This is a genomic window from Streptomyces sp. DH-12 (assembly GCF_002899455.1).
GTDB lineage: Bacteria > Actinomycetota > Actinomycetes > Streptomycetales > Streptomycetaceae > Streptomyces.
The window spans coordinates 3,707,866-3,729,521 of record NZ_PPFB01000001.1 but is presented as its reverse complement, the minus strand read 5'-3'; the positions used below and the strand labels follow the sequence as shown (position 1 = coordinate 3,729,521).

Below are 21,656 nucleotides of genomic sequence, written 5' to 3'. Positions count from 1 at the left end.
GTGGCCTGTCCCGTGTTGCACAGCAGGTTCCGGCCGCGCATAGTTGCGCTGCGGAAAGACGCTGAACCGGGGGTGGTATGGGCGATGGCCGGGCACGGGGCGGAGGAGCATCCGCACGGTGCTGACCGACTGTGCGAGGCCGGGGACCGCGTGTACTCCCGGGCCGTACGGCGCGGACGGCTGCCGCGCCGGGAGGCCGAGCGGGTGCCCTGCCTGCTGGAGCTGGCCCTGCTGCACCCCGACCCGGACGACATGGACTGGCTGGTCCCGACCTCCCCGCAGGAGGTCATGACCCGGCTGCTGCGCGGCATGTACGACGAGGTGAGGGCGAGTCAGCGCCGCGTCGGCTCGGCGGTCGCCGCGTTCGAGTGGTACGCCGGTCTCGGCCGCCAGGTGCCGGCCGCGGGGGCGTCGTCCGAGGGCCCGGCGATCCGGGTGCTGGACGGACTGGCCCGGATCCAGGCCGCGATGGACGAGGCGACGCAGGCGTGCACCACCGAGGTGCTCACCGTCCAGCCCGGCGGCATCCGGCGCGAGGCCGAGCTGTCGGAGGGCCTGCACCGGGCGATGGCGCTGCGCGGGCGGGGCGTGCGCATGCGGGACCTGTACACCCATGTCGCCCGCCACGGGCACGGGTTGCTCAGCTACCTGGAGCTGATGGGCGACGCGGTGGAGGCGCGCACGCTGGACGAGGTCATCGAGCGGCTCATCCTCTTCGACCGCACGGTCGCCTTCATCCCCGCCAACGCCGAGCGCACGATGGCGCTGGAGCTGCGCCATCCGGCGCTGGTGGAGTACCTGGGCACGGTCTTCGAGCGGCTGTGGCGGCTCGCCATCCCGCTGACCGCCCCGCTCCCGGACACCGGTATCGAGGGCATCTCGCACCGCGAGCAGTCCATCGCCGCCCTGCTCGCGGAGGGTCACCAGGACGCGGTGATCGCGGAGCGCCTCGGCATCAGCGTGCGCACCTGCCGGGCGCACATCGCCCGCCTCTCCGAGACGCTGGGGGCGGCGAGCCGCACGCAGCTGGGCGTGCGGATCGCCCAGGCGGGGCTGGACGGCGCGCGGCCGCCGGTGGTCACCCCTCCCGGTCGAGGATCCCCGACCGTGCGATGAGGTAGCCGAGCTGGGCGCGGCTGCCGCTGCCCAGGGTCGCCGCGAGCTTCGCGATGTGGACGCGCGCGGTCCGGATGTTCATGCCCAGCCGGTCGGCGATGACGGCGTCCGTGTGCCCCTCGACCAGGAGCCGCGCGATGGCCCGCTGCCGGGCGGTGACGCCGCCCAGGGAGGGCGGCTGGACGGTCTGGGGATGCATGGGGGTGGCGAGCCGCCACAGCCGGTCGAACACGCTCACCAGATAGGCGATGACCGCCGGATGCCGGATTTCCAGCGCGATGTCGGAGTGCCCTTCCTCTGCGCCGGGGATGAAGGCCACCGCCTGGTCCACGATGATCATGCGGCCGGTGACCTCGTCCATGGTGCGGGCCTGGGCGTCGCCCCTCAACCGCTCGTACCGGGCGACGACCAGGGGGATGTGCCGCTGCGTGTGCGGATAGATCACGCGGATCCTGCCGCCGCGGTCGAGGAACTGCTGATCGCGGACCATGGCCGCGGCCTGGGCCGTCCTGGCGTACTCGGACGTCTGGTAGCTGTTGGGCGGCTGGATGCAGAGGACTTCCCGCGTGCCTTCCGCCAGGGCCCGCGCGATGGCGCCGTTGATGCGGTCGAGGCCGCTGAGCAGGCAGAGGGTGGGAGCGCTCGCCTCACCGGCCGGCGCGTCGCCGGTGCGCATGAGCGAGTGAAAGGTTTCGGCCAGCCACTCCTCCCGGCGCCGTTCCGCCGCGATGCGCTCCCCGGAGTGGCGCAGCAGCCGCTGCAGGGCGACCGCCGGGGGCAGCGGCTCCAGCCTGCTCAGGTCGTCCGCGGCGGGCCGCAGCAGGCCCAGGTCCACCGCGCACGGAGCCGCCTCGGCCTCGTCCGCGTCCAGCCGGCCCTCGCGCAGGGCCTTCTCGTACAGTCCGGTCCCCGCCGGACACAGGTCGTCCGGTCCGTGCTCCGCGTGCGGCGTGCCGGTCACCGGGGGCCGCCCTCCTGGTCGAGGATCCCGGACTGGGCTATCAGGTAGCCGAGCTGGGCGCGGCTGCCGCTGCCCAGGGTGGCGGCCAGCTTGGCTATGTGGGCCCGGCAGGTGCGGACGTTCATGCCCAGCCGGCGGGCGATCGCCTCGTCCACGTGTCCCTCCACGAGGAGTTTGGCGATGGAGTGCTGGACCTCCGTGAGTCCGTCCGGCGCCGGTTCGTAGGGCGCGCCCGCGTCGAAGGAGACCGCGCGGGTCCACATGAACTCGAAGACCTTGATGAGGTAGCGCACCAGGCCCGGGTGGCGCAGCTCCAGGGCCACCTGCCGGTCCTCGCGGATGGGGATGAAGGCGACGGTCTCGTCGCAGATGATCAGCCGCTCCACCAGTTCGTCGATGGTGCGGTACTCCACCTTCGCGGTGTCGAAGCGCGCCACGTAGGCGAGCGTCTCGGGGCTGTGCCGGGCGGTGTGCTGGTACAGGGTGCGGATGCGCACCCCCCGCTCGGTCATCTGCTGGTCGCGCTCCAGCGCCTGGGCCAGGGTGTGCTCCAGGCGGCGGCCGCCCGGCTGTACGGCCAGCATCTCGGAGCGGCACTGGGAGGTGGCCAGGTCGAGCGCGGCGTTGATCCGGTCGAAGCCCTCCAGAACGGTCATCGATTCGGTGCTCGTGGTGGCCTGGGCGCTGAGGGTCATGAACGGCTCGAACGCGTCGGCGAGTTCGATCGACATCCGCCGGCGTTCCGTGATCTCCCGTTCCAGGGGGTTGAGCCGCTGGGCGAGAGCCACCGCCGGCGACACCGGCCGCAGCCAGTTCGGGTCGTCCGGATCGGGGTGCAGCAGGGCCAGTTCCATGAGGCAGGGAGCGGGTTCCACGTCCGCGCGCGGGATGCGGCCCGCGCGCAGAGCGTCGCCGTACAACCTGCTCCCGGCCTCGCACAGTTCGGTCACCGCATGGGGATGTGCGTCATTGGTCCGATTCGTAGTCAAATCTCCACCCCCCAGGGTCCTGAACATGCAGGAACATGATGCACCGATTGTGTGGCCATGACGTGCCCGAATGAGCCATCGTCTTACTTGACGGGGGAAGGGTGACTTTCGAGTGAGGACGAAGCCGACTATGCGCAAGAGAACGCTTCGCTCGGTACTTGTCGCCGTCTTCTCCGCCGTCATGGCCTTCGGGGTGCTGAGTGGCCTGGCCGGCGCGGAAGGCGACGTCCGGGCTGACAGCAGTTGGGGAGCGATCGGGACGGGGAACGCCCTGCCTCCGGACAGCAGCTGGGGTCCCGTGGCTCCCCGCACCACTGACGACAGCAGTTGGGGCTGACAGATGACCACGCCACCCGACGATCGTTCCTTCCGGCGTGAGATGGCGACCGCCTACCGGTCCGGATGGCACTTCATCGACCTGGTCACCGCCATCCCGCACAGCGGCGACTCGTTGATGGTGACCGTCTTCGGTGAGCCCGTGGTCGTCACCCGCGACGAGGACGGGGACGTGCGGGCGTACCGGTGCCTGCGCCGGCCCAGGGGGGCGCCGAAACCCGTCCGGTGCGCCGTCCGGTACGGCATGATCTTCGTGAACCTGGACCAGCGGGACCACCGGCAGGTGGAGTCCGGCTCCCTGGCCCCCCGGACCATCTCGGCCACCCCCCGCAGTGCCTGACGCGATTCCCCCGTCGTAACAGATCGCGCAGGTGCTTCCCCCCGCAGCGGCGTCACCGTGACCTGAACACGGTGACGCCGCTGCAGTTTTCGGGGGACATTTCCGGGTATCGGCCGGATCGGTCGATGGCCGGAAGGCATCGCTCCCCGGCGCGTGTCACGGCTTTCCTCGGCCTCGCCCCATGGCGCGCGTGAGCGCGATCTCGATGACCACCCGGTCCGGGTTGGGGCCGGGCGTCCGCCCGTAGCGCTCCGCGTACCGCCGCACCGCCTCTTCGACGCGCTCCGGTTCCGTGCGGACCCGCGCCCGCCCCTCCAGCGTCGCCCACCGTCCGCCGTCGACCTGGCAGACCGCGACGGGCGCGCCCTCGTCCCCCGCCGCCCGTACGTGGCGGACCTTCGCGCTGGTCCGGTTGGTGATCACCCGGGCGAGCGACTGCTCCGGGTCGTACGTGACGCCGACGGGTACCAGGTGCGGTGTGCCGTCCGGACGGAGCGTGGTCAGCGTGCAGAGGTGCCGCTCGCGCCAGAAGCTGAGGTACGAAGCGCCCGGATCGCCCGGATCCACCGAATACGTGAGGGTCATGAACCCGGAACTTAGCCCCGGGGCTCTCGCGGACACCACCTTGAGTGGAATAGACTCAAGTTTGTGGACGTTGGCAGAGTCAGTCACGCACACGCCGAGGGCCATCGAAGGGCATCAAGGAGGAGAACGGACACGTGGACGCCGAGCTGACCAACCGGAGCCGGGACGCGCTGGCCGCCGCCGGCAACCGGGCCGTGACCGAGGGACACCCCGACCTCACCCCCGCGCACCTGCTGCTCGCCCTGCTCGCCGGGCAGGAGAACGAGAACATCACGGACCTGCTCGCCGCGGCCGACGCCGACCAGGCCGCCGTACGCGCCGGGGCCGAGCGCGTCCTCGCCGGGCTGCCGAGCGTCACCGGATCCACCGTGGCGCCGCCCCAGCCCAACCGTGAGCTGCTCGCCGTCGTCGCGGACGCCCAGTCCCGCGCCCGGGACCTCGGCGACGAGTACCTGTCCACCGAGCACCTGCTGATCGGCATCGCCGCGAAGGGCGGGGCCGCCGGGGAGGTACTGTCCCGGCAGGGCGCCACCGCGGACAAGCTGCAGGAGGCCTTCCAGAAGGCGAGGGGAGCGCGCCGGGTGACCACCCCCGACCCGGAGGGCCAGTACAAGGCCCTCGAGAAGTTCGGCACCGACCTGACCGCCGCCGCCCGCGAGGGCAGGCTGGACCCCGTCATCGGACGGGACCAGGAGATCCGGCGGGTGGTGCAGGTGCTGAGCCGCCGTACCAAGAACAACCCCGTGCTGATCGGTGAGCCGGGCGTCGGCAAGACCGCCGTCGTCGAGGGGCTCGCCCAGCGGATCGTCAAGGGCGACGTGCCCGAGTCGCTGAAGAACAAGCGGCTGGTCGCGCTCGACCTGGGCGCCATGGTCGCGGGCGCCAAGTACCGCGGCGAGTTCGAGGAGCGGCTGAAGACCGTCCTCGCCGAGATCAAGGAGTCCGACGGGCAGGTCGTCACCTTCATCGACGAGCTGCACACCGTCGTGGGCGCGGGCGCCGGCGGCGACTCCGCCATGGACGCCGGCAACATGCTGAAGCCGATGCTCGCGCGCGGCGAGCTGCGCATGGTCGGCGCCACCACGCTGGACGAGTACCGCGAGCGGATCGAGAAGGACCCGGCGCTGGAGCGGCGCTTCCAGCAGGTGCTGGTCGCCGAGCCGTCCGTCGAGGACTCCATCGCGATCCTGCGCGGACTCAAGGGCCGCTACGAGGCGCACCACAAGGTGCAGATCGCCGACAGCGCCCTGGTCGCCGCCGCCACCCTCTCCGACCGGTACATCACCTCCCGCTTCCTCCCCGACAAGGCCATCGACCTGGTCGACGAGGCCGCCTCCCGGCTGCGCATGGAGATCGACTCCTCGCCCGTCGAGATCGACGAGCTGCAGCGCGCCGTGGACCGGCTGCGGATGGAGGAGCTGGCCATCGGCAAGGAGACCGACGCCGCCTCCCGCGAGCGCCTGGAGAAGCTGCGCCGCGACCTCGCCGACAAGGAGGAGGAGCTGCGCGGCCTCACCGCCCGCTGGGAGAAGGAGAAGCAGTCCCTCAATCGCGTCGGTGAGCTGAAGGAGAAGCTCGACGAGCTGCGCGGCCAGGCCGAACGCGCCCAGCGCGACGGCGACTTCGACACCGCCTCCAAGCTGCTCTACGGCGAGATCCCGGCCGTCGAGCGCGACCTGGAGGCCGCCTCCGAGGCGGAGGAGGAGGTCGCCAGGGACACCATGGTCAAGGAGGAGGTCGGCGCCGACGACATCGCCGACGTCGTCGCCTCCTGGACCGGCATCCCGGCCGGCCGCCTCATGGAGGGCGAGACGCAGAAGCTGCTGCGCATGGAGGACGAGATCGGCAAGCGGCTGATCGGGCAGACCGAGGCCGTGCGCGCCGTCTCCGACGCGGTGCGGCGCTCGCGGGCCGGGGTCTCCGACCCGGACCGGCCCACCGGCTCCTTCCTGTTCCTCGGCCCGACGGGCGTCGGCAAGACCGAGCTGGCCAAGGCGCTGGCGGACTTCCTCTTCGACGACGAGCGGGCGATGGTCCGCATCGACATGTCGGAGTACAGCGAGAAGCACTCGGTGGCCCGGCTGGTCGGCGCGCCCCCCGGCTACGTCGGCTACGAGGAGGGCGGCCAGCTCACCGAGGCGGTGCGGCGCCGGCCGTACAGCGTGGTGCTGCTCGACGAGGTGGAGAAGGCCCACCCGGAGGTCTTCGACATCCTGCTCCAGGTGCTCGACGACGGCCGGCTCACCGACGGCCAGGGCCGCACGGTGGACTTCCGCAACACCATCCTGGTGCTGACGTCCAACCTGGGCAGCCAGTACCTGGTCGACCCGCTCAGCAGCGAGGCGGAGAAGCGGGAGCAGGTCCTGGAGGTGGTCCGGGCGTCGTTCAAGCCGGAGTTCCTCAACCGCCTGGACGACCTGGTGGTGTTCTCCGCGCTCACCAGGTCCGAGCTGGAGCGGATCGCCAGGCTCCAGATCGAGGCGCTCGGCCGGCGGCTCGCCGAACGCCGGCTCGCCCTGGACGTCACGCCCGAGGCGCTGGCCTGGCTGGCCGAGGAGGGCCTGGACCCGGCCTACGGCGCGCGGCCGCTGCGCCGCCTGGTGCAGACCGCGATCGGCGACCGGCTCGCCAAGGAGATCCTGTCCGGCGAGATCAAGGACGGCGACACGGTCCGGGTGGACCGCGCCGAGGACGGGCTGACCGTCGGCCCCGCCACGGGCAAGACGCTCTGAGTCACGACGTCACGACGCTCTGGGCGACGCCTCCGTTTTCCGGGCCCGATGTCCCCCGCGGACGTTGGGCCCGGAGCCATTCCGGGTACCCCGCACCTGACCGGATCGAGTCAGCCCTCGGCTGACAGGCCCGTCGGGGCTTGCCACCCCCCTCCCCGCATGGGGGAGGATGGCGGGATCCGTACGAAGGGAAATACACGGTGACCATCGACCCGTCCTCGATTCCGAATTTCGGGGGCCAGCAGCCCGAGCCGCAGCCCCAAGGACCGGCGGGCCCCGTCGTCCCGGATCAGGACCTCGTGAAGCAGCTCCTCGACCAGATGGAGCTCAAGTACGTCGTCGACGACGAGGGTGACCTCGCGGCGCCGTGGGAGCAGTTCCGCACGTACTTCATGTTCCGCGGCGAGGGCGACCAGCAGATCTTCTCCGTCCGGACGTTCTACGACCGGCCGCACCAGATCGACGAGAAGCCCCAGCTCCTCGAGTCCGTCGACGACTGGAACCGGCGCACGCTGTGGCCCAAGGTGTACACCCACACCCACGACGACGGCACGGTCCGTCTCATCGGTGAGGCGCAGATGCTGATCGGCATGGGCGTCAGCCTGGAGCACTTCGTCTCCTCGACGGTCAGCTGGGTGCGGGCCGCCATCGAGTTCGACAAGTGGCTCGTCGAGCAGCTCGGCCTGGAGCAGGAGATCAACGACGCGGAGAAGCCCGACGACGACGCGTGAGCGCCCTCGGGCGCGAGCGGCGGCACCGGCCAGGTGCACGACCGCAGGGAGCCCAGCCCGGCCCGGAGACCGGCCCACACGGCCGGCCGCGGGGCCGGGCTCTCTCATGCCCCTTTCCTCACGCCCCTCTTCCCGCTCCGCCGGGCCCGCCTATTCTTGTGGCCATGACAGCCCAGTCCGCCACCCCGGACCCCACCCCGCGCGATGTCCCCCGGGGCGGTCTCCGCGCCTCCCACGACGACCGGGAGGCGGTGGTGGAGCAGCTGCGCGACGCGGCCGCCGAGGGGCGCATCGACCTCGACGAGCTGGACGAGCGGCTGGAGCGGGCGCTCACGGCGAAGACCTACGCCGAGCTGGACGCGCTCACCGCCGACCTGCCGAAGCCCCCGGCGCCCGTCGACCTGCCGCGCCTGGAGGTCAAGGGCGGCATCCAGGGAGCGTCCCGCGGCCCCGGACGCTGGGACGTCCCCGCGCACGTGATCGCGCGCGGCGGCCTGGGCGGGGTGAAGCTCGACTTCAGCCGCGCCGAGTGCCGGCACTCCGAGGTCACCGTGGAGGCGTACGGCGAGGCGGCCGGCGTCACGATCGTCCTCCCCGACGGCTGGGCCGCCGACACCGGCGCCCTGGACCCCGGCATCGGAGGCCTGAAGGACACCACCACCCCCGACCGCCTCCCGGGCACCCCCCTGATCCGCCTCACCGGCTCCGGCGGCATGGCGGGCGTGGTCATCCGCCACGCGAACCGCTGGGAGCGGCGGAAACTGGCGAACGACCGGGCACGGGGCTAGCCGCGGCTCGGAGGGCCCCCGATCCTGCGGGCGAGGCGCCCGATCAGCACGGCGTTGACCAGCCCGGCCAGGACCACGCCGGCGGAGAAGACCAGCGTGCCCAGCCAGGGGAGCGAGTGGTACTCGGCGGGTGCCGACACCGCCACGGCGAGGAAGCTGAGCGGTGCCGCCGCGATGATGGGCCAGATGCCCGCGAACCCGGGGTCCGGTGACAGCAGCACGGCGTACAGGAAGGTGCCCAGGGCCACCGCGACCACGGTGACGTAGACCCGCGCGGGCCAGTTGTCGACGGCGGCCGCGAGCAGCGTCCGCCGCGGGCGCGCCGAGGGCGCCCGGTCCGGTCTGCGGGCGAGCGCGCCGAACGCGGCGGCGTTCACCAGCGCGCACAGCAGCAGCCACCCGCCGTGCAGCACGGCCGCCGCCACCTCGGCCGCCCCGCCTCCCGCCGTACCGGCCCCGAAGGGCAGGACCACGGGCAGGAAGGAGAGCGGCGCGGTGAGCAGCGCCGGCGCCATGGAGTACGGGCTGTCCGGGGCGAGGAACAGCACCACGACGCCGAGGGCGACGAGGCCCAGATAGGCGCGGGCGGGCCGGCTGTCCGTGGCGAGTGCGAGGAGCCGCCGCGGACGGAAGCGGGCGGAGGTCGGCATCGAAGGCCCTTCCTGAAGCCGGTACGGGTTGGTGATCACCACGGTGACCGGCAGGGCCGTGCCCCGGCATGAGTACCGGTACTCACCGCCGGCGCGACGGCACTCACCCGCACCTCCGGCGCGATGGCGGTCAGGGACACGTCCAGACCGCCGGTGCGCATGGGGGTGCGCACCGTTCTGATCACGTGCCCGGTGCTGTGGGGGTGGTGGTCGTAGCCAAAACGCGAGGTCATGGCGGCCACTGTGCTGAAAGGCGTGAACAGCGCGGGTCGAAGTGCTCGCGCTTTTCGGTGAGGGTGTCGTTCCTCGGGGGCGGCGACGAACGCGGTCCGTCGAACCCGGGAGGAGTGGGCAGTCGTCGCCGGACACATCCGGCACGCGGCGGACAGGGCCGGCCCGCCGCTCCTGCTGTGTCCGCCCGGTGAACCGCAGGAACGCGGACGGCCCGCACGACCACACGTGTGGGCATGGGGCGGCCCCCCTGAAGGCCGTCGCGCATCACCTGAGCGAACAGGACACCCCCCGTGAGGAGAGGGGAGTTCACGCGGCCGGGTCCCTGTGCCGGCCTCGGCCGGCAGAGGCCCGGGGCTGTCTCGTACGGACTGGCCGACTACATGCGATTGCGCAGGTCGGACAACCTGTCGATCGCTTCGCGCAGCCTCTCTGCACGCTTGCAGAAGGCGAAGCGGACGAACGGCGCCCCCATCTCCTGGTGGTCGTAGAAGACGGCCGTGGGGATGGCGACCACGCCCGCGCGTTCCGGGAGGGTGCGGCAGAAGGCGATGCCGTCGGACTCGCCCAGGGGGCGGATGTCGGCGGTGATGAAGTAGGTGCCGGAGGGGCGGTGGACGGTCAGCCCGGCCTCCTCCAGGCCCGCCGCGAGGATGTCGCGCTTGGCGAGCATGTCCGCGCGGAAGTCGGTGAAGTACGACTCGGGCAGTGCGAGCGCCTCCGCGATCGCGTACTGGAACGGGCCGGCGGAGACGTAGGTGAGGTACTGCTTGGCCGAGCGGACCGCCGTGACCAGCTCCGGTGACGCGGTGATCCAGCCGACCTTCCAGCCGGTGAAGGAAAAGGTCTTCCCGGCACTGGAGATGGTGACCGTGCGGTCCCGCATGCCGGGGAAGGTCGCCAGGGGGATGTGCTCGGCGTCGTCGAAGACCAGGTGCTCGTAGACCTCGTCGGTCACGACGAGCAAGTCCCGCTCGACGGCCAGTGCGGCGATCGACGCCAGCTCCTCGCGGGTGAGGACCGTGCCGGTCGGGTTGTGCGGGGTGTTGATCAGCAGCAGGCGGGTGCGGTCGGTGACCGCGTCGCGCAGCTCGTCCAGGTCCAGCCGGAAGCGGCCCTCGCCCGGCCGGAGCGTGACGGGGACGCGGGTGCCGCCCGCCATGGCGATGGAGGCGGCGTAGGAGTCGTAGTACGGCTCCAGCGCGATCACCTCGTCGCCGGGCTCGACCAGCGCCAGCAGCGAGGCCGCGATCGCCTCGGTGGCGCCGGCGGTGACCAGCACCTCGGTGTCGGGGTCGACGGACAGGCCGTAACGGCGCTGCTGGTGGGCGGCGACCGCGGTGCGCAGCTCGGGGACGCCCGGCCCCGGCGGGTACTGGTTGCCGCGCCCGTCGCGCAGCGCCCGCACGGCGGCCTCCCTGACCTCCTCCGGACCGTCGGTGTCGGGGAACCCCTGTCCCAGGTTGATGGCTCCGGTCCGGAGTGCCAGGGCCGACATCTCGGCGAAGATCGTCGTCCCGAACTCCGCGAGCCGGCGATTGAGCGGAGGGCGCGCACTGGAGGTCATGCCGGCCATCCTCCGCCGGATCGGAGGCGTCCTCAACCCGCCCCCGCCGACGCGTCGGCGTGAAACCTCTGGAGTTGCTCAACTCTGCTTTGGCGCGGATCGGGGGAGGGCATCTCCCGGTCACACCGTGAGCCGGGCACCCACGGGGGGATGCTTCGGGGGATCACGGGGGGAACGGAAGGAGGGTGGCGCCATGACTGTCGGCATCATCCTGGTCGTGGGTCTCGTCCTGCTCGTGACGTTCGCCGTGCGGGCGTCCCGGGGCGCCGGAGCGTCCTCGGGCGGCCGGAGCCGCTCCGGAAGTCACTCCGGCGGCTGGTGGGCCGGCGACAGCGGGGGCGGCGTGAGCTGCGGATCGTCCTCCGGCGGAGGCTCGTCCTGCGGAGGCGGGTCGTCCTGCGGGGGCGGCGGATGCGGCGGTGGAGGCGGCTGACACGGGGCAGCGCGGCTCCACTTCGGGAGAACGCATCCGCGGCAGCGGGGTCCGCACCTGGGGCGGGCCCCGCTGTGGTGCGTCCGGCGGAGGTGCACAGTCCGGTTCCGGCCGGCGTGTTGTGTGCGGTGGTACACCGTCACCAGAGGCGTACGCCGTAGTGGAACACGTGAGCTGAGGAGCCCCCCAGGGGATGGAAAGCCCACGAAGTTGGGTAAAAACCCTGTGGTGGCGGCACAGTTCATGATTCCCTATAAATCACCAGCGCAGCCATCGGATCTCCCCGCGGACCCTCTTCCAGCCGGGCGACCGGGCTGACGGGCCGAGTCCCCGGTCCCCGGGGTGCGCGGACCCGTATCTCTCTCTCCTGTGTGCTTGCGGAGCCGATCCATGCTCACGACCCTGAACACCGCCTATTCGGATACGCGCGCGGCCGATCTCGCCTGGGCTCTGGGCCGCGAGCCGCTGCCGGCGCTGGCCACCCTCGACCTCGAACTCCAGGGAGCGAAGCTCCAGTTGAGGCTGCTCGGCGCCTCCCACCAAGTGCTGCTGGAGGAGGACCGGGGCCGCTGCTCGGAGACGGTGGCGTGCATTCCGGGCAGCAGCACGCCGCTCCCGCTGGGGGTGGCCAAGCGGGTGGACGACTGGGAGTACGAGTTCGCCGCCCGGGTGGAAGTCCTCCCTCCGGGCGCCTTCGCCGGCCGGGCGCAGGAACTGCTCGCCCTGGTCTCCGACCATCCGCAGGGCCTCGCCGGGGTCTTCCCCGGCAGTCCGCACGCCTTCACGGCGATGCTCGCCCGCTGTCACGAGGGCCAGTTCCACTGGCGCACCTGGCACGCCTACCCGCAGGACGGCCAGCTCGTGGCCACCCGTACCCGGGTCGGAGCGCGCGTCGCCGCGCACGCCGGGGCCGTGTGGGCGTAAACAAACACCACGCGTGTGGGTGACGTTGTGCGACGAGTGCGTGACGTAACGTCCCTGAGGTGATCGATCCGCAGGCCCCCGCTCCGCCCGGCTCCGCGCAGCCCTGGGACGGGCCGGACGGCCCCGTGAGGGACGGCCCGGACAGCGCGGACGGCGCGGGGAGCGCGGTGCCGTTGCCCGTGCGGCAGGGCACCGGACGGTGGCTGGTCCTCGCCGGGGTGTTCGTCTGCGCCGCGTGCGGACTCGTGTACGAGCTGGAACTGGTCGCGCTCGCCGCGTACCTGATGGGCGACTCGGTCGCCCAGACGTCCGTCGTGCTGTCCGTGATGGTCTTCGCGATGGGCATCGGATCGCTCGCCGCCAAGCGGCTGCGCCGGCACGCGGCGGCCGGGTTCGGCGCGGTCGAGGCGGCGCTCGCCCTGGTCGGCGGGGGCAGCGCGATGGCGCTGTACGCGGTCTTCGCCTGGACCGGCGACTGGGGCGGACTCTGGGCGAGCGGCCCGCGCTGCCTGCTGGTCGCGTTCTCCCTCGCCACCGGGCTGCTCATCGGCGCCGAGGTGCCGCTGCTGATGGAGCTGATCCAGCGGATCCGCCGGCAGGACGCGGGCGGCGCGCTCGCCGACCTGTCCGCCGCGGACTACGTCGGCGCGCTGGTCGGCGGGCTCGCCTTCCCCTTCCTCCTCCTGCCCCTGCTGGGCCAGTTGACGGGCGCGCTCATCACCGGCGCGGTCAACGCGGTCGTCGGCGGCGCGCTGGTCCTCGGGCTGTTCCGGCACGACCTCACCCGGCGCGCCCGCCGCCTGCTGCTCACCGCCAACGTGTGCGTGCTCGCCCTGCTCGCCACGGCGGCCGTCCTCGTCGACGACTTCGAACGGGCCGCCCGGCACGCCCTGTACGGCGCGGACGTACGGGTGGCCGTGCACACGGACGTGCAGGAGGTGCTGCTCACCGGCGGGCGGGACGGCCGCCCGCTGAACCTCTTCCTCGACGGGCGGCTGCGGGTCAGCGGACGGGACGAACTCCGGTACCACGAGGCCCTGGTGCACCCCGCGATGCCCGGACGCCACGCGCGCGTGCTGGTGCTCGGGGGCGGTGACGGGCTCGCCGTCCGCGAGGTGCTGCGCCATCCCCGCGTACGGCGGGTGGACGTCGTCGAGCTCGACGCGGGCGTGGTGCGGCTGGCCCGCCACGACTCCGCGCTGTCCCGGCTCAACGCGCACTCCCTCGACGACCCGCGGGTCCACGTGATCACCGCGGACGCCTTCGATTGGCTGCGGACGGCGCCCACCGCCGCGTACGACGTCGTGGTGTCGGACCTGCCGCACCCCGGGATCACCGCCAGCACCAAGCTGTACGCGCAGGAGTTCTACGGCCTGGTCCGGCGGGCGCTCGCCCCGGGCGGGCGGCTCGTGGTGCACGGCGGGGCGGTCGCGTCCCGGCCGCGTGACTTCTGGACGGTGGACGCGACCCTGCGCGCCGCCGGTCTGCGCACCACCGCCTACCGGGTGCGCGGGCGGCAGGCCGGGTTCGCCGCCGGGCCCGACCGGGAGCCCGCGGACACGGCCCGCGCCCACCGCGACTGGGGGTTCGTGCTGGCCGCCGGCCGGCACACCCCGCGGCCCCGCCTCGACCCGGCCGGGCCGCGGCCCCGGACGCTCACCGACGCCTCCCTCGCCGCGGACGTCCGAGCGGCGGAACGCACCCGCGTCGCCGGACTCCCGCCGTCCACGCTGGTCCACCCCCGGTACAGCGACTGAGGGCCGTACCGCGCACCGCGCCGACGCGCCGCGACTTCGCGCGGACGGGGGTGCGGTACGGCGTCCCGTGGGTAGGCTCCGCACTCATGGAGCACGAGGTGTTCGTTCCGGTCGAGGCGCAGCGGCTCAGGGAGGTGCTGGACGACCCCGCGCGGGTCGCCCGGGCGGTGCCCGGGCTCCAGCACGACGCCGGCGCGGAGCCCGTCGCCGGGCGGCTGAAGGTACGGATCGGCGGCTCCTCCATCACCTACCGCGGGTCCGTACGGGTGTCCGCGCGGGACGACGGCTCCTACGCCGTCGAGGGCGAGGCGGCCGAGGTCCGGGGGGACGGGACGGTGCGGCTGTCCCTGCGGCTGACGCCCCGCGCCGCGGACGCCGGCACGGCGCTCGTCGTCACGGGGACCGCCACGGCGGACGGCCGCGTCACCGAGCTCCCGCAGGACGCGGTGACCTCGGCGGTCACCCGCCTGCTGCGCCGCTTCGCGGAGAACCTGGGCACGGAGGCGGAGGAGGACGCGGAGCCGCCGGCGCCCTTCGCGTCCCCCGAACACCTCGCGGCGGGCGACTTCGAGCCCGGCGCCACCACGGACTTCGAGACCACCCCGGACGCGGAGGACGCGCCCCCGCCACCGGGACGGGGGAGCGCGGCCGCCCCCGGCGAGGCGGAACCCGCCCCCGCTTCGGACACCGCGTCCGGGCCACCGCCGCGGCGGGACGACGAACCCGCCCCGGAGCCGGAGACCCCGGACGCCGGTCCGACGCCCCTGGACGCGGGACTCCCGGCCGGGACCGGCGGGCGGCCCCTTCCCGGCGACGCGGGCGACGACTCCCTCGCCGAGGCCGCGCACGCGCGGCGGACGATGATCGGCCGCAGCGCGGAGGAGGTCGACCACGCGCCCCCGCGCGGCCGGTACGCCCCGGTCCCCGCGCCCCAGACCGTCACCTCCCCCGCCCCCCTCCGCTGGGCCGCCCCCGCGGCCGCCCTCGCGGTCGCCTCGGCGGTCGTCGCGATCAGAGCACTGCGCCGCCGCCGCTGACGCCGTGGAACGACGGGCTCTCCCGCGCCCGCCGGACGCCCCGCCCGCGGGAGCTTCCCGCGCTGGAAGCGCAGCCCCTCCGTGCCGGAGGCGTCGGCCTCCCCGTCCCGCGTGAGTGATCGTCCCAGTAGGGTCGAGGCGTGAGTGACGAACACATCACGCTGACCGCGGGTGACGCGGAGGTGGACGTGCTGCCGGGGAACGGCGGGCGGGTCGGAGGGCTGCGGATCGGGGGTGTGGAGCTGCTGCGGCAGGGGGAGAGGTACGGCTGCTTCCCGATGGTCCCGTGGTGCGGGCGGCTGCGTGACGGCCGGTTCCGGGACGGCGCCACCGTGCGGCAGATGCCGCTCAACGCGCCCCCGCACGCCATCCACGGCACCGCGCGCAACGCCCCCTGGCGTACCGCCCGCACGAGCACCGACGAGGCCGTGCTGACGTACGACCTGACGGACCCGTGGCCGTACCCGGGGCGGGTCACGCAGCAGGTGGCGCTCACCGAGGGGTCGCTGACGCTGACGATGAGCGTCGAGACGTACGGCTCGTCGTTCCCGGCGCAGATCGGCTGGCACCCGTGGTTCCTGCGCACCCTCGGCGGTGAGGACGTGACGATCGGCTTCGAGCCCGCCTGGCAGGAGGAGCGAGGAGAGGACCACCTGCCGACCGGGCGGCGCATCGACCCGCGGCCCGGCCCGTGGGACGACTGCTTCGGGATGCCCGGCGGCGTGGACGTCACCCTCACCTGGCCGGGGCAGCTCCGGCTGAAGGTGACCAGCCGCGAGGAGTGGGTGGTCGTCTACGACGAGCAGGACGAGGCCGTCTGCGTGGAGCCGCAGACCGGACCGCCGGACGGGCTGAACACCCACCAGCGCCTGGTCACGCCGCTGGAGCCGCTGGAGGCCTCGACGACCTGGACGTGGACCCGCCTTTAAGCTGGCGGCATGACGGACACACGCGGCGCGCTGCTGCAGCAGATCAAGGACAAGGCCGTGGTGCACGGCAAGGTGACCCTCTCCTCGGGCATCGAGGCCGACTACTACGTCGACCTGCGCCGCGTCACCCTCGACGGCGAGGCCGCCCCGCTGGTCGGGCAGGTGCTGCTGGACCTGACCGCGGAGCTGGAGTTCGACGCGGTGGGCGGCCTGACCATGGGCGCCGACCCGGTCGCCGCCGCCATGCTGCACGCCGCCGCCGCGCGCGGCCGGAGGCTGGACGCGTTCGTCGTGCGCAAGGCCGCCAAGGCGCACGGCCTGCAGCGCCGCGTGGAGGGCCCGGACGTCAAGGGCCGCCGGGTGCTGGTCGTGGAGGACACCTCCACCACCGGCGGCTCCCCGCTCACCGCCGTGGAGGCCGTGCGCGAGGCCGGCGCGGAGGTCGTGGCCGTGGCGACCATCGTCGACCGGGCCACCGGCGCCGCCGAGAAGATCCGCGAGGGTGCCGGGGTGCCGTACCTGTTCGCCTACTCCAAGGACGAGCTGGGCCTGGACCGACCGGCCTGACCGGCCCCGCCGACCACAGGGCGGACGGCGGGATGGACGTCCCGGCCGAGTCTGGAAGGATGTGACCGACAATGACGTCGCATCCAAGGTTCCAGGTCAGGGCCGACAGTACGCAGCACCCCACCCCGCACTCTTAAGGAGCGGACAGATGCCCATCGCAACTCCCGAGGTCTACAACGAGATGCTCGACCGGGCGAAGGCAGGCAAGTTCGCCTACCCGGCCATCAACGTCACCTCGTCCCAGACCCTGCACGCGGCTCTGCGCGGCTTCGCCGAGGCGGAGAGCGACGGCATCGTGCAGATCTCCACGGGCGGTGCCGAGTTCCTGGGCGGCCAGCACAACAAGGACATGGTGACCGGCGCCGTCGCCCTCGCCGAGTTCGCGCACATCGTCGCCGAGAAGTACGACGTCAACATCGCCCTGCACACGGACCACTGCCCGAAGGACAAGCTCGACGGCTACGTGCGCCCGCTGCTCGCGGTGTCCGAGGAGCGCGTCAAGGCCGGCCGCAACCCGCTGTTCCAGTCCCACATGTGGGACGGCTCCGCGGAGACCCTGGCCGACAACCTGGCCATCGCGCAGGAGCTGCTGGAGCGCGCCCGCGCCGCCAGGATCATCCTCGAGGTGGAGATCACCCCGACCGGCGGCGAGGAGGACGGCGTCTCCCACGAGATCAACGACTCCCTCTACACCACGGTCGACGACGCGGTCCGCACGGCCGAGGCGCTGGGCCTGGGCGACAAGGGCCGCTACCTGCTCGCCGCGTCCTTCGGCAACGTGCACGGCGTGTACAAGCCGGGCAACGTCGTCCTCCGCCCCGAGCTGCTGAAGGAGCTCAACGAGGGCGTCGCCGCCAAGTACGGCAAGCCGGCCGGCGCGCAGCCGTTCGACTTCGTGTTCCACGGCGGTTCGGGCTCCACGGAGGAGGAGATCCGCACCGCGCTGGAGAACGGCGTCGTGAAGATGAACATCGACACCGACACCCAGTACGCCTTCACGCGTCCGGTGGTGGACCACGTGTTCCGCAACTACGACGGCGTCCTGAAGGTCGACGGCGAGGTCGGCAACAAGAAGACCTACGACCCGCGCACCTGGGGCAAGCTGGCCGAGGCGTCGATGGCCGCCCGCGTCGTCGAGGCCTGCGGGCACCTGCGCTCGGCGGGCACCCGCATCAAGTGACCCGTCCGCACGCGCGTCGAGCCCGGCACCCGCCCAGGTGCCGGGCTCTTCCGTACGGCCGGCGCCCGATGTACGAGACTGGGCCCATGTCCATTCACGAGAACCTCCTCGGGGGCCCGCCCCCGACCCACCTCCCCGACGACCCCGAGCCGCGCGAGCTGCTGGCGTCCGGCGCCACCGCCGCCGAGGTCGCGGGCCGGTACCCCACCTCCTCGCTGGCCTGGGCGCGGCTGGCCGACGAAGCGTTCGAGCGGGACAGCGTCGTCGAGTCCTACGCGTACGCCCGCACGGGCTACCACCGCGGCCTGGACGCGCTGCGCCGCAACGGCTGGAAGGGCCACGGCCCGGTGCCGTGGGAGCACGAGCCGAACCGCGGTTTCCTGCGCGCCCTGCACGCCCTCGCCCGCGCCGCGCAGGCGATCGGCGAGCAGGAGGAGTACGAGCGCTGCACCCAGTTCCTGAAGGACTCCTCGCCGACGGCGGCCCAGGTCCTGGGCTGAACCGGCCGGGAAGCGGAACGTGATCACCGCACGGTCCGCCCGCTCGGCGGGCGGGCCTTGCGGTGGTGGGGGACGATTGCGCAGGATGCACCGTGGGGACCGGGGCCCCCGTGCCGGTAACGGCAGGGGCGGACCGCTACCCGGAGTACACAGCAGGAGACAGCGATGTCCCACGAGGCTCACGAGCCCGAGACCCCGCATCTCGACTTCCAAGGCACGACCCCTTACGAGGACTACGTCAAGGCCGACGTCCTCACCCACCTCCAGCACACCCTCTCGGATGATCCCGGAGAGATGGTCTTCCTGGTGACCACCCAGGTCATGGAGCTGTGGTTCACCGTCATCGTGCACGAGTGGGAGACCGCGGCGCGGGCGCTGCGCCGGGACGACGTGCCGACCGCGCTCGACGCGCTGCGCCGCTCGCGGCGCGAGCTGGAGGCGCTGAACGCCTCCTGGCGGCCGCTGGCCGGGCTCACCCCGGCGCAGTTCAACTCCTACCGCGGCGCCCTCGGCGAGGGCTCCGGCTTCCAGTCGGCGATGTACCGGCGCATGGAGTTCCTGCTCGGCGACAAGTCCGCGTCGATGCTCGTCCCGCACCGGGGCGCGCCGCGGGTGCACGCCGAGCTGGAGAAGGCCCTGTACGAGCCCAGCCTCTACGACGAGGTGCTGCGGTTCCTCGCGCGGCGCGGCCACCCCGTGCCGAAGGAGGTGCTGGAGCGCGACGTGTCGCGCAAGTACGAGCCGTCGCGTGAGGTCGAGGAGATCTGGACGGCCGTCTACGCGGGCGACGAGCGGGACGAGGTGGCGCGGCTCGGCGAGGCGCTGACCGATGTCGCCGAACTGGTGTGGCGCTGGCGCAACGACCACCTGGTCGCCACCCGCCGGGCCATGGGGGCGAAGACCGGGACGGGCGGGTCCGCCGGAGTGGCGTGGCTGGAGAAGAGGGCGCAGAAGAGCGTGTTCCCCGAGCTGTGGACGGCGCGGTCCTATGTCTGAGCTGACCCGGAAGGCGGAGAAGCTGGACGCGGGGGACGAACTCGCCGCCAAGCGCGACGCGTTCGTCCTCGACGGTCCCGGAGACCCCGACGGGGCGGTCTACCTGGACGGCAACTCGCTGGGCGCGCTGCCCGTCGCCGTGCCCGGCCGGGTCGCGGACGTGGTGCGCCGCGAGTGGGGCGAGATGCGCATCCGCTCCTGGACGGAGAGCGGCTGGTGGACGGCGCCGGAGCGGATCGGCGACCGGATCGCCCCGCTGGTCGGCGCGGCGGCCGGGCAGATCGTGGTGGGCGACTCCACCAGCGTCAACGTGTTCAAGGCGCTGGTCGGCGCGGTGCGGCTGGCACGGGAGACGGACCCCGGGCGGGACGAGATCCTGGTCGACGCGACCACGTTCCCCACGGACGGCTACATCGCCGGGTCCGCGGCCCGCATGACCGGCTGCACGCTGCGCCCGGTGGAACCGTCCGGGGCGCCGGACGCGCTCGGCGAGCGCACGGCCGCCGTGTTGCTCAACCACGTGGACTACCGCACCGGACGGCTGCACGACCTGCCGTCGCTCACGGCGGCCGTGCACGCGGCGGGCGCGTACGCCGTCTGGGACCTGTGCCACAGCGCGGGCGCGCTGCCGGTCGGCCTGGACGCGCACGGCGTGGACCTGGCCGTCGGCTGCACCTACAAGTACCTGAACGGCGGCCCCGGTTCGCCCGCGTACCTGTACGTGCGGGCGGACCTCCAGGACCGCTTCGACTCCCCGCTGCCCGGCTGGAACTCGCACGCGGAGCCCTTCGGGATGCGCTCCGCGTACGAGCCGGCGACGGGCGCGGTGCGCGGACGGGTCGGCACCCCGGACATCCTCTCCATGCTCGCCCTGGAGGCGGCGCTCGAGGTGTGGGACGGGGTGACGGTCGAGGCGGTGCGCGCCAAGTCCCTCGCCCTGACCGACTTCTTCCTGGAGTGCGTCGCGGAGTACGTGCCCGAGGGCCGCGTGGAGTGCCTCACCCCGCTGCCGCACGAGGAGCGGGGCAGCCAGGTGGCCCTGCGCTGCCCGGACGCGGGCGACGTGATGCGGCGGCTGATCGGACGGGGCGTGGTCGGCGACTTCCGCCACCCGGACGTGCTCCGCTTCGGATTCACCCCGCTGTACGTCGGTTTCGCCGACGTGGAGCGGGCCGCGCGGGTGCTCGCCGAGGAACTGCGGTAGACGGCCGGGGCCGGGGCGGCGTCCTCCCGGCCCCGTTCGGGCCGGTCAGGCGGGACCTCCCGGTGAAAGGGGCGCCCGGCGTCCTGGTACCGTCCCGGCCGAACGGCCGTGTGCATGCCCGGTCCGGTCGAACCACGTTGCATCGCTGAGAGGTTGGAGCATGACGGACGACGTCGCAGCCGCCCGGGCCGCCGCCGAGGAGAAGTCGGCCTTCTCCCACCCGCCGGTCGATCCGGACGCCACGGCGGCCTACGGCGACGCCCCCGACCAGGTGATCGACTTCTACGCGCCGCGCGGCGGGGACGGCCCCGCGCCGGTGGTCGTCGTGCTGCACGGCGGCGCCTGGCGCGCGCCCTACGACCGGCGTCACATCAGCCCGTTCGCCGCGTTCCTCGCGGGGCGCGGCTTCGCCGTGGCGAGCGTCGAGTACCGGCGCGGGACGGCGGACGCGGGCGGCGGCGGCCCGGTGGCCGGGCGGTGGCCCGACACCTTCGACGACGTCGCCGCCGCGCTGGACGCCCTGCCCGCGCTGATACGGCAGCACCTCCCGGCGGGCGACCCGCGCCGGATCGTCCTCACCGGCCACTCCGCCGGCGGCCACCTGGCGCTGTGGGCCGCCGCCCGGCACGTCCTGCCCGCCGGTTCGCCCTGGCGCACCGACGCCCCGGCGCCCCTGCGCGGGGTGGTCGCCCTCGCCCCCCTCGCGGACTTCGAGGTCGCCGACAAGCTCGGCGCGTGCGGTGGCGCGACCCGTGAACTCCTCGGCGGCGACGACCACTTCGCCGAGCGCCGGCCGCACGCCGACCCGGCGCTGCTGCTGCCCACGGGCATCGCCACCACCCTCGTCCAGGGCCGCGCCGACATCGACGTCCCGCACGAGGTCGCCGAGTCGTACGCGGACGCGGCGGCGAAGGCCGGCGAGGTCGTCGGGGTGACCCTGCTGGAGGACGTCGGCCACTTCCCGCTCGTCGACCCGGCGGCGGACGCCTGCGCGGTCGTCGCGGAGGAGATCGCTCAGCTCGCCTGGTGAGCGCCGAGGCCCCGGCTCCCCCTGGAGGGGGCCCGGTCATACCCCTCATACCTGAGAGCCACCCCGCGGAAGA

Annotated in this window: 22 protein-coding genes; 16 read left to right on the top strand and 6 right to left on the bottom strand. The window is 73.2% G+C overall.

The features are described 5' to 3' along the window. The first annotated feature begins 84 nt into the window (after positions 1-84). Positions 85-1,116: a helix-turn-helix transcriptional regulator gene (locus tag C1708_RS15610; protein ID WP_106413255.1), complete on the top strand. Its 1,032-nt coding sequence runs from the start codon at positions 85-87 to the stop codon at positions 1,114-1,116. Here C1708_RS15610 and C1708_RS15605 read toward each other — a convergent pair. Both C1708_RS15605 and C1708_RS15600 read right to left on the bottom strand, forming a co-directional pair. Next, positions 1,079-2,077 (bottom strand): LuxR C-terminal-related transcriptional regulator, encoded by a 999-nt coding sequence (locus tag C1708_RS15605; protein ID WP_106413254.1) that lies wholly within the window; start codon positions 2,075-2,077, stop codon positions 1,079-1,081. The genes C1708_RS15610 and C1708_RS15605 overlap by 38 nt on opposite strands. Next, positions 2,074-3,093 (bottom strand): helix-turn-helix domain-containing protein, encoded by a 1,020-nt coding sequence (locus C1708_RS15600; protein ID WP_198602510.1) that lies wholly within the window; start codon positions 3,091-3,093, stop codon positions 2,074-2,076. Before C1708_RS15600 ends, C1708_RS15605 begins: the two co-directional genes overlap by 4 nt. A 313-nt stretch (positions 3,094-3,406) precedes the next feature. Here C1708_RS15600 and C1708_RS15590 point away from each other — a divergent pair, with 313 nt between their 5' ends. After that, positions 3,407-3,742, top strand: a complete 336-nt coding sequence (locus tag C1708_RS15590; RefSeq protein WP_106413251.1) for a Rieske (2Fe-2S) protein — start codon at positions 3,407-3,409, stop codon at positions 3,740-3,742. A 156-nt stretch (positions 3,743-3,898) separates the two neighbouring features. Here C1708_RS15590 and C1708_RS15585 read toward each other — a convergent pair whose 3' ends face one another. Beyond that, positions 3,899-4,327 carry a pyridoxamine 5'-phosphate oxidase family protein gene (locus C1708_RS15585; protein ID WP_106413250.1) on the bottom strand — a complete coding sequence of 143 codons (429 nt, stop codon included), beginning with the start codon at positions 4,325-4,327 and terminating at the stop codon, positions 3,899-3,901. Between the two features lie 134 nt (positions 4,328-4,461). On the opposite strand from C1708_RS15585, the gene clpB reads away from it, so the two are divergent. From clpB to C1708_RS15570, 3 genes are all read left to right on the top strand, one after another. After that, entirely contained in the window at positions 4,462-7,059 is a 2,598-nt protein-coding gene (gene clpB / locus C1708_RS15580) for an ATP-dependent chaperone ClpB (protein WP_106413249.1), read from the top strand. Positions 7,060-7,259: 200 nt separating this feature from the next. After that, positions 7,260-7,790 carry a YbjN domain-containing protein gene (locus tag C1708_RS15575; RefSeq protein WP_106413248.1) on the top strand — a complete coding sequence of 177 codons (531 nt, stop codon included), beginning with the start codon at positions 7,260-7,262 and terminating at the stop codon, positions 7,788-7,790. Positions 7,791-7,954: 164 nt separating this feature from the next. After that, positions 7,955-8,578 (top strand): DUF1707 SHOCT-like domain-containing protein, encoded by a 624-nt coding sequence (locus C1708_RS15570; RefSeq protein WP_106413247.1) that lies wholly within the window; start codon positions 7,955-7,957, stop codon positions 8,576-8,578. Here C1708_RS15570 and C1708_RS15565 read toward each other — a convergent pair. The 3 genes from C1708_RS15565 to C1708_RS15550 all read right to left on the bottom strand — a co-directional run bounded on the left by C1708_RS15565 (position 8,575) and on the right by C1708_RS15550 (position 11,035). Beyond that, complete coding sequence (locus tag C1708_RS15565) at positions 8,575-9,228, bottom strand: SCO4225 family membrane protein (protein ID WP_106413246.1); 654 nt, start codon at positions 9,226-9,228, stop codon at positions 8,575-8,577. The two genes, C1708_RS15570 and C1708_RS15565, sit on opposite strands and share 4 nt — an antisense overlap. Positions 9,229-9,263: 35 nt before the next feature. Then, a complete protein-coding gene (locus tag C1708_RS15560) occupies positions 9,264-9,461 on the bottom strand; it encodes a hypothetical protein (RefSeq protein ID WP_106413245.1) in 198 nt (65 codons plus the stop codon). A gap of 377 nt (positions 9,462-9,838) precedes the next feature. Further along, positions 9,839-11,035 carry a pyridoxal phosphate-dependent aminotransferase gene (locus C1708_RS15550; protein WP_106413244.1) on the bottom strand — a complete coding sequence of 399 codons (1,197 nt, stop codon included), beginning with the start codon at positions 11,033-11,035 and terminating at the stop codon, positions 9,839-9,841. 184 nt (positions 11,036-11,219) lie between these two features. Between C1708_RS15550 and C1708_RS15545 the strand changes: the two genes are divergently transcribed. The 11 genes from C1708_RS15545 to C1708_RS15490 all read left to right on the top strand — a co-directional run bounded on the left by C1708_RS15545 (position 11,220) and on the right by C1708_RS15490 (position 21,583). Next, complete coding sequence (locus C1708_RS15545; RefSeq protein WP_106413243.1) at positions 11,220-11,459, top strand: hypothetical protein; 240 nt, start codon at positions 11,220-11,222, stop codon at positions 11,457-11,459. Between the two features lie 390 nt (positions 11,460-11,849). Beyond that, positions 11,850-12,383 (top strand): DUF2617 family protein, encoded by a 534-nt coding sequence (locus tag C1708_RS15535; RefSeq protein WP_198602509.1) that lies wholly within the window; start codon positions 11,850-11,852, stop codon positions 12,381-12,383. Between the two features lie 59 nt (positions 12,384-12,442). Next, positions 12,443-14,140: a polyamine aminopropyltransferase gene (locus C1708_RS15530; RefSeq protein ID WP_106413240.1), complete on the top strand. Its 1,698-nt coding sequence runs from the start codon at positions 12,443-12,445 to the stop codon at positions 14,138-14,140. Positions 14,141-14,226: 86 nt separating this feature from the next. Continuing rightward, complete coding sequence (locus C1708_RS15525; RefSeq protein ID WP_106416320.1) at positions 14,227-15,177, top strand: SRPBCC domain-containing protein; 951 nt, start codon at positions 14,227-14,229, stop codon at positions 15,175-15,177. A gap of 140 nt (positions 15,178-15,317) precedes the next feature. Further along, positions 15,318-16,106 carry an aldose epimerase family protein gene (locus C1708_RS15520; protein ID WP_106413239.1) on the top strand — a complete coding sequence of 263 codons (789 nt, stop codon included), beginning with the start codon at positions 15,318-15,320 and terminating at the stop codon, positions 16,104-16,106. A 9-nt stretch (positions 16,107-16,115) separates the two neighbouring features. Continuing rightward, the gene (gene pyrE / locus C1708_RS15515) at positions 16,116-16,673 is read left to right on the top strand and encodes an orotate phosphoribosyltransferase (protein WP_106413238.1); all 558 of its coding nucleotides are present in this window, start codon (positions 16,116-16,118) and stop codon (positions 16,671-16,673) included. 148 nt (positions 16,674-16,821) lie between these two features. Further along, a complete protein-coding gene (fbaA, locus tag C1708_RS15510; RefSeq protein WP_106413237.1) occupies positions 16,822-17,853 on the top strand; it encodes a class II fructose-bisphosphate aldolase in 1,032 nt (343 codons plus the stop codon). A gap of 86 nt (positions 17,854-17,939) precedes the next feature. Continuing rightward, positions 17,940-18,353 (top strand): DUF3151 domain-containing protein, encoded by a 414-nt coding sequence (locus C1708_RS15505; protein ID WP_106413236.1) that lies wholly within the window; start codon positions 17,940-17,942, stop codon positions 18,351-18,353. A 165-nt stretch (positions 18,354-18,518) separates the two neighbouring features. Then, positions 18,519-19,349 (top strand): tryptophan 2,3-dioxygenase family protein, encoded by an 831-nt coding sequence (locus C1708_RS15500; RefSeq protein WP_106413235.1) that lies wholly within the window; start codon positions 18,519-18,521, stop codon positions 19,347-19,349. After that, positions 19,342-20,553 carry a kynureninase gene (kynU, locus tag C1708_RS15495; protein ID WP_106413234.1) on the top strand — a complete coding sequence of 404 codons (1,212 nt, stop codon included), beginning with the start codon at positions 19,342-19,344 and terminating at the stop codon, positions 20,551-20,553. Before C1708_RS15500 ends, kynU begins: the two co-directional genes overlap by 8 nt. 160 nt (positions 20,554-20,713) lie before the next feature. Then, positions 20,714-21,583: an alpha/beta hydrolase gene (locus C1708_RS15490; protein WP_106413233.1), complete on the top strand. Its 870-nt coding sequence runs from the start codon at positions 20,714-20,716 to the stop codon at positions 21,581-21,583. The last annotated feature ends 73 nt before the right edge of the window (positions 21,584-21,656 follow it).

Coding starts and splice junctions, on each gene's coding strand:
- C1708_RS15610 (WP_106413255.1), top strand. CDS start 85: ATGGCCGGGCACGGGGCGGAGGAGCATCCGCACGGTGCTGACCGACTG.
- C1708_RS15600 (WP_198602510.1), bottom strand. CDS start 3,093: ATGTTCAGGACCCTGGGGGGTGGAGATTTGACTACGAATCGGACCAAT.
- C1708_RS15590 (WP_106413251.1), top strand. CDS start 3,407: ATGACCACGCCACCCGACGATCGTTCCTTCCGGCGTGAGATGGCGACC.
- C1708_RS15585 (WP_106413250.1), bottom strand. CDS start 4,327: ATGACCCTCACGTATTCGGTGGATCCGGGCGATCCGGGCGCTTCGTAC.
- C1708_RS15570 (WP_106413247.1), top strand. CDS start 7,955: ATGACAGCCCAGTCCGCCACCCCGGACCCCACCCCGCGCGATGTCCCC.
- C1708_RS15565 (WP_106413246.1), bottom strand. CDS start 9,228: ATGCCGACCTCCGCCCGCTTCCGTCCGCGGCGGCTCCTCGCACTCGCC.
- C1708_RS15560 (WP_106413245.1), bottom strand. CDS start 9,461: ATGACCTCGCGTTTTGGCTACGACCACCACCCCCACAGCACCGGGCAC.
- C1708_RS15550 (WP_106413244.1), bottom strand. CDS start 11,035: ATGGCCGGCATGACCTCCAGTGCGCGCCCTCCGCTCAATCGCCGGCTC.
- C1708_RS15545 (WP_106413243.1), top strand. CDS start 11,220: ATGACTGTCGGCATCATCCTGGTCGTGGGTCTCGTCCTGCTCGTGACG.
- C1708_RS15535 (WP_198602509.1), top strand. CDS start 11,850: ATGCTCACGACCCTGAACACCGCCTATTCGGATACGCGCGCGGCCGAT.
- C1708_RS15525 (WP_106416320.1), top strand. CDS start 14,227: ATGGAGCACGAGGTGTTCGTTCCGGTCGAGGCGCAGCGGCTCAGGGAG.
- pyrE (WP_106413238.1), top strand. CDS start 16,116: ATGACGGACACACGCGGCGCGCTGCTGCAGCAGATCAAGGACAAGGCC.
- fbaA (WP_106413237.1), top strand. CDS start 16,822: ATGCCCATCGCAACTCCCGAGGTCTACAACGAGATGCTCGACCGGGCG.
- C1708_RS15505 (WP_106413236.1), top strand. CDS start 17,940: ATGTCCATTCACGAGAACCTCCTCGGGGGCCCGCCCCCGACCCACCTC.
- C1708_RS15500 (WP_106413235.1), top strand. CDS start 18,519: ATGTCCCACGAGGCTCACGAGCCCGAGACCCCGCATCTCGACTTCCAA.
- kynU (WP_106413234.1), top strand. CDS start 19,342: ATGTCTGAGCTGACCCGGAAGGCGGAGAAGCTGGACGCGGGGGACGAA.
- C1708_RS15490 (WP_106413233.1), top strand. CDS start 20,714: ATGACGGACGACGTCGCAGCCGCCCGGGCCGCCGCCGAGGAGAAGTCG.